This is a genomic window from Bacteroidales bacterium, from assembly GCA_023228145.1.
Classification (GTDB): domain Bacteria; phylum Bacteroidota; class Bacteroidia; order Bacteroidales; family CAIWKO01; genus CAIWKO01.
Genome location: JALOBU010000007.1, coordinates 128,441 through 134,662 on the forward strand (window position 1 = coordinate 128,441; position 6,222 = coordinate 134,662).

Annotated in this window: 5 protein-coding genes; 3 read left to right on the plus strand and 2 right to left on the minus strand. The window is 34.9% G+C overall.

Going from position 1 to position 6,222, the window contains the following annotated elements:
• The first annotated feature begins 9 nt into the window (after positions 1 to 9).
• The 3 genes from M0R16_05395 to M0R16_05405 all read left to right on the plus strand — a co-directional run bounded on the left by M0R16_05395 (position 10) and on the right by M0R16_05405 (position 4,612).
• Positions 10 to 1,536: a putative DNA binding domain-containing protein gene (locus M0R16_05395; protein ID MCK9612318.1), complete on the plus strand. Its 1,527-nt coding sequence runs from the start codon at positions 10 to 12 to the stop codon at positions 1,534 to 1,536.
• Positions 1,533 to 3,023: a type I restriction-modification system subunit M gene (locus M0R16_05400; protein ID MCK9612319.1), complete on the plus strand. Its 1,491-nt coding sequence runs from the start codon at positions 1,533 to 1,535 to the stop codon at positions 3,021 to 3,023. Before M0R16_05395 ends, M0R16_05400 begins: the two co-directional genes overlap by 4 nt.
• 371 nt (positions 3,024 to 3,394) lie before the next feature.
• The gene (locus M0R16_05405; GenBank protein MCK9612320.1) at positions 3,395 to 4,612 is read left to right on the plus strand and encodes a hypothetical protein; all 1,218 of its coding nucleotides are present in this window, start codon (positions 3,395 to 3,397) and stop codon (positions 4,610 to 4,612) included.
• Between the two features lie 209 nt (positions 4,613 to 4,821).
• Here the strand turns inward: M0R16_05405 and M0R16_05410 are convergent, their stop codons facing one another.
• A complete protein-coding gene (locus tag M0R16_05410) occupies positions 4,822 to 5,679 on the minus strand; it encodes a hypothetical protein (protein ID MCK9612321.1) in 858 nt (285 codons plus the stop codon).
• 269 nt (positions 5,680 to 5,948) lie between these two features.
• Positions 5,949 to 6,222: hypothetical protein (locus tag M0R16_05415; protein ID MCK9612322.1), on the minus strand; the 274-nt coding region annotated here is incomplete at its 5' end.

Below are 6,222 nucleotides of genomic sequence, written 5' to 3' on the forward strand. Positions count from 1 at the left end.
GGTTGTAAAATGAACATTGACAGAGTTAGACGACTACTAAAGCAAAAAGAAAACATACGCCTTGAATTTAAGGAGGCAAAAACTGCGCTACCAGAAAACTTATTTGAAACCATTTGTGCCATGCTCAACCGCGATGGCGGTGATATTATTTTAGGTGCTGATGATAATGGCAATATCAGGGGTGTTGAGCAATCAAAAATGTCAACCATAGTAACCAATCTGGTTAATCTCTCCAACAATCCAAAAAAACTTGACCCTCCGTTTATTCTGTTTCCTCAAACCCACCAAATTGAAGACAAATGGTTAATTCAGGTTCAGGTTCCTGCCAGCTCGCAGGTACATAAAACTGCCAACATTGTTTTTGACCGGAGTAATGATGGGGATTTCAAGGTCAATCAAGCCCATCAAATAGCAGAAATATACAACAGAAAGCGTATTTTTTATACTGAAGGAATCATATATCCCGCATTGCGGTTTGACGATTTCAAGGCAGAATTATTTCCTAAAATCAGAAATCTGATACATAGTAACAAGGCTGATCATCCATGGCTTGCCTTAAACGACCAACAGTTGCTTGAAAAGGCAGGTTTATGGAAACGTGATTATCAAACAGGACAGGAAGGTTATACCTTAGCCGCAGCTTTATCTTTCGGCAAAGATGACGTAATTCAACAGATTTTACCACATTATAAAATTGATGCTTTAGTCCGGATTAAAAACACAGAACGATATGACGACCGGGAATATATCCAGACGAATCTGATTGAAGCTTACGAAAAACTAATGGATTTTGTAAGTAAACATTTGCCGGATAAGTTTTACATGGAAGGCGATCAACGAGTTAGTCTCCGTACAAAAATTTTCCGTGAAATTGTTGCCAACCTGATTGTACACAGGGAATATACCAATGCATTACCTGCCAGATTTATCATATATAAAGACAGGGTAGAAACTGAGAATGCTAATAATCCTAACGGGGAAGGCCTTATCTCAGTTGATGATTTTGCTCCATATCCCAAAAACCCGCTTATTGCCAAATTTTTCATTCAGCTTGGCCGTGTTGATGAACTGGGTTCGGGCGTAATGAATGTGAATGAATTTATTAACGAATATGCTCCTGGTAAAAAACCACAGTTTATAGAAGGTAATGTATTTAAAACTATTGTTCCTGTGAATATCACATTGGTTGACGGTGCAGTTGAGGGAGTAGTTGAGGGAGTAGTTGAGGGAGCAGTTGAGGGAGCAAATGATGCTGTAAGTGATGCTGTAAATGATGCTATAAGTGATGGTGTAAATGATGGTGTAAATGATGGTGTAAATGATGGTGTAAGGGCAGAAATCATAAGAGTTTTTAATTTAATTCTTAATAATGAAGGAGTTAACACAATTGATATCGTTTCAAGAATAGGTAAATCAAAACCAACTGTTGAGAGATATTTGAGAATAGCTAAAAAACTGAGGCTTATTGAATTTAAGGGTGCTCCGAGAACGGGCGGCTATTATATAACAGAGAAAATGAAAGCAAAATTGAAATGACAACAAACGCAATAATCTCAAAAGTCTGGTCCTTCTGCAACACCCTCCGAGATGATGGTGTGAGTTATGGCGATTACCTTGAACAACTAACTTATCTGCTTTTTCTGAAAATGGCGGATGAATATTCCAAACCACCTTATAAAAGAAAACTACCGATACCCAAAGAATATGCCTGGGAAAGTTTAGTGGAAAAACGAGGTGCCGAACTGGAATCACATTACACAAAACTATTGCGCGAACTTGGCAAAGAAAAAGGAATACTTGGACAGATATTTACCAAAAGCCAGAACAAAATTCAGGATCCAGCCAAGCTATACAAGCTCATTGACATGATAGACAAAGAGAACTGGGTAATGATGGGCGCAGATGTGAAAGGCGATATTTATGAAGGACTGTTAGAGAAAAATGCCGAAGATACCAAGAGCGGCGCCGGGCAATATTTTACGCCCCGTGCGCTGATCCGTGCCATGGTGGAATGCCTGCAACCCGAACCAAAGAAAACCATTTCCGATCCTGCCTGTGGCACCGGTGGTTTTTTTCTGGCAGCTTATGATTTTCTGGTAAAAAACCATGACCTTGATAAAGATCAAAAGGAATTTCTGAAATTCAAAACCTTTACCGGCAACGAAATTGTGGCCAACACCCGCCGTCTCGCATTGATGAACCTCTTTCTGCACAACATCGGCGATATAGACAGCGAAAATTTTATTTCCTCAGCGGATTCTTTGGTTGCCGATCCCGGAACGCGGGTAGATTATGTGCTTACCAACCCTCCTTTCGGTAAAAAAAGCAGTATGACCTTCACCAACGAAGAAGGCGAACAGGAAAAAGAAGACCTCACATACAACCGCCAGGACTTTTGGGCAAGCACGAGCAACAAACAATTGAATTTTGTTCAGCATATAAAGACATTATTGAAGACTACCGGCAAGGCAGCCGTTGTTGTCCCCGACAATGTGCTGTTTGAGGGTGGCGCCGGGGAGACTGTCCGCAAAAAATTACTGGAGACAACCGACCTGCATACCATTTTGCGCCTGCCTACCGGTATTTTTTATGCGCAGGGTGTCAAAGCAAATGTACTATTCTTCGATGCCAAGCCTGCTGCAAAAAATCCGTGGACAAAAGAGGTCTGGTTTTATGATTACAGAACCAACATTCATCACACGTTAAAGAAAAATCCGCTCAAGTTGGATGATCTGACGGACTTTATCAAGTGCTATAATCCAAAAAACAGGTTCAAAAGAAAAGAGACATGGAATGCAGACACAAACCCTGAAGGCCGCTGGCGCAAATTCACTTACGATGATATCATAAATCGTGATAAAACCAGTCTTGACATCACCTGGATCAAAGATAAATCACTCGCCGACCTTGATAATTTACCCGATCCGGATGTTTTGGCCATGGAAATCATCGAAAATCTTGAAGCCGGGCTTGAAAGTTTCCGGGAAATTGCCAACTGCTTAAATAAAAAGGATAATGTATGATCTCGGAAGGAATATTTCTTTGTTTAACAGGAACTACATTCCATTATTTTGCAGGGTTACAATTATGCAAAAAAAGAACCTGTTGTCAGGTTCTTTTTCATCCTAGTAAGAAACAGGGGCAATTTTTTTAAAAATCAGGAATAAAATCGTTGGTTTATTCGTTGTAACTATCTGATTTTCAATACACTTTTGAGGTACCAAGCGGACATCATTTATTTTATTAGTTTTTAATCAGATTTTATTCAAGCACTTGTTCAAACAACTATTCTGAGTGTATTTTATCAATTTAATTGTATTATTATTTTATTAAATTTTTATTATATTTGTGCAAAAAGTTCTACGATTATTCTACAAATGCAAAAACAATATATATGAATGCGCAAGTTAAAGTTCACCGAAATGCTGTTGTAATTTACTACAGTAAAAATAGTAAAAAAACATATTTCAACACAGGCTGCAAAATTAAAAATATTGGCGATTTTGATGGTATGGAATTTAATAAAACTGTAAATGGGTATATATTAAACAACAAAATAATAAGGGATAAATTGGGGGAGATTCAAAAGTTAATAGATAATTATCATGTAAAAAACCAGGATTTTCCTTCAGTCGAGTGGTTAAAAAATGAATACAGTAAGGTTGTGGAAAAACCCAAAGAAGGGAAAGATAAGATTAAGTCTGTTTATGATGAATTTATGATTAAATATAAGCAAAAACATCCCCATAGTACTGTTAGAAATTATATCTGTGTTGGAAATATTATTAATGATTTTTGCGAATTGAAAAAATACAAATACATGAGTGATATAAAGGAAGAGTTCATGATAGAGTTGGATATTTATTTAATGGGGAGATTTAGAAACACAACTGGAAAGAAGAGATATGCTATGATTAAATATTTCTTGAAGTCAGTAAAAAAGAAATATCATTTACCAACTGAGGTCTTTGATGTGAAATCTTCACTTAAATATAAACCACAAAAAGAAATTGTTTATTTTAAAATAGATGAACTAAAACAATTGAAAAACCTTAAGAATCTAACAAAGGATGAAGAAAAAACAAGAGACATAATGTTGTTCTTGTGTTATACTGGTTTGAGAATAAGCGATGCAAAAAGAGTTGTAAAAGAAATGATATCAATTCATAAATCAAAAAATGGAAATAATATCCCTGTGCTTGAACTATATACTCAAAAAACAAATGAAAAGGTTGAAATTCCACTGAATCCCACAGCACAGGAAATTCTCGAAAAACACAACTACAACATTGGTGTTGTGGAACAAACTTTTAACGATAATATAAAGGCATTGCTTAAAAAACAGGAACTATGTTTATATAAAATTGCAATTGATTCAACCAAGAAAAACGACACAACAACTGACTTTGTTGAAAAATACAAGTGTATTTCTTCAAAAACTGGAAGAAAAACTTTTATTTCATTAATGGTTATAAATAAAGTGAGTCTTAACAATATCATGTCCTGCACTGGCCACAAACAACTTGAGATACTTGTTATGTATATGGCAAAATTGTTGGATAAGGAGCTTGAATTTACAGGGATTTTGGATGAGACATACACTCCTGTCTAAAAGTTGTTATTTCACCGTACTCCCAAAACCAAACTAATCTAGAATTATAAAAGTGCCCCAGGCTGATGATTTTTGGAGGAAGGGGGTTGAGGGGGGCAGCCGACTTAATTAGCGTTTCGTTGAGAGTATTCTTTCAATAAATAAATTTTAATAATTTAATATACTTCGCCTTATTAATATTTATTCAACACAACTCTATTTCTTCACATTCACTTTTTAGCTTGATTAATTAAAAATTGTATAGTTTCTTTTAAGCGCATTGAATAGTTATTATTTATAAATGATTGATTGTCTAATTCAAATTCCGAAGAAAAATTAAAATAATTTTTCTTTGTTTCTTCACCATCAGTACAGCCATAAAGAGGGCCTCCCAGCCATATTTCTTTTATTACATTATCTTCAGAATAAAAAAACACACCATCGCCTTCTTCTAATATAACATTACTTAAATCAATTGTTACGGTGACATTACAGACCCCGTCGCTACTTTTAAATTTATATATAAAGTAACAACCGCTTAAACTCACAACACCATCCCTTGTAATTTCTTTATCAGAATAATCATTCAAAAGTTTATTAATAAATTTTATTGCTTCTTCCTTATTATTAATCAAATATTCTATGTAAGTAATAGGTTTTGCAATTGCATCAGACAAACTGGGGGTTTTAAGTCCAATAGCAGTGGCTACATTATTTGCGTATGTAACGCAATCATTAAAACAAAAAAAGTAGCCTGATTTTTGAATTCCTTTGGCCTGATTATATTTATCAGAAGTGACATCTGCTGTGTATGACTTAGTAGCATAATCAATTAAGTATGCTTGGTCAGAAAGTTCACTTTGTGTCCAGTAACTTTGTTCATCAGGAGTAAAACCTTTAACAACATCAACATCTCCATTTTTATAAAATGCGATGAACATATGTCCCGTCAATGATGACCTCGTACCACCACCTGGCTTTGGGACAACAGTCCCTGGCCCATAAGCAAGGAATTTAATCTGATAGCTTTGAGAATAAGAGAACAATGCACAAATTGCCAGAAATCCTGAAATAATTAATTTTTTCATAGTCTCATTTTGTGGTCAATATTAATTTTTCAATTGTGGAGTACATATTTTTTGTCTGCTATTTCAATGAACGCTAACTACTGGCTTGCTAACAATACAGCTACAACTGCTTTCAAACGTATTAATACGATAACAAATATAATTAATAACAGAATATTAATAAAATAATAATTTTTGTCAATTTTTGCCAGTGATGTTTAATTCTTGCGCTGGGATTAGAAGAAAAAACTTCACGTTGCAAATTCTCATACTATCCTGACATCAATCCTTTAAAAGCATTCATACAAGCAAACTAAAAAATACGTTAAACGTGGCTCGTTCATAATTTCCAACCGTGCCTGTTTAAATGTAACATAGCAATCAAAATAATTATCAAGTTTAGATTTGTTTTTTGCAAACCATTCTTCAGTATACCAAGGATTTTCTTCTTGAAATTTTTCAATATCAAATTCATCAAATTGATATTCATCTTCGGGAAAAGACCTTGAATTTTCATCTTCTTTAATTGTTGCCAAAGAAAGAGATAATTGATTTTTTATTGGT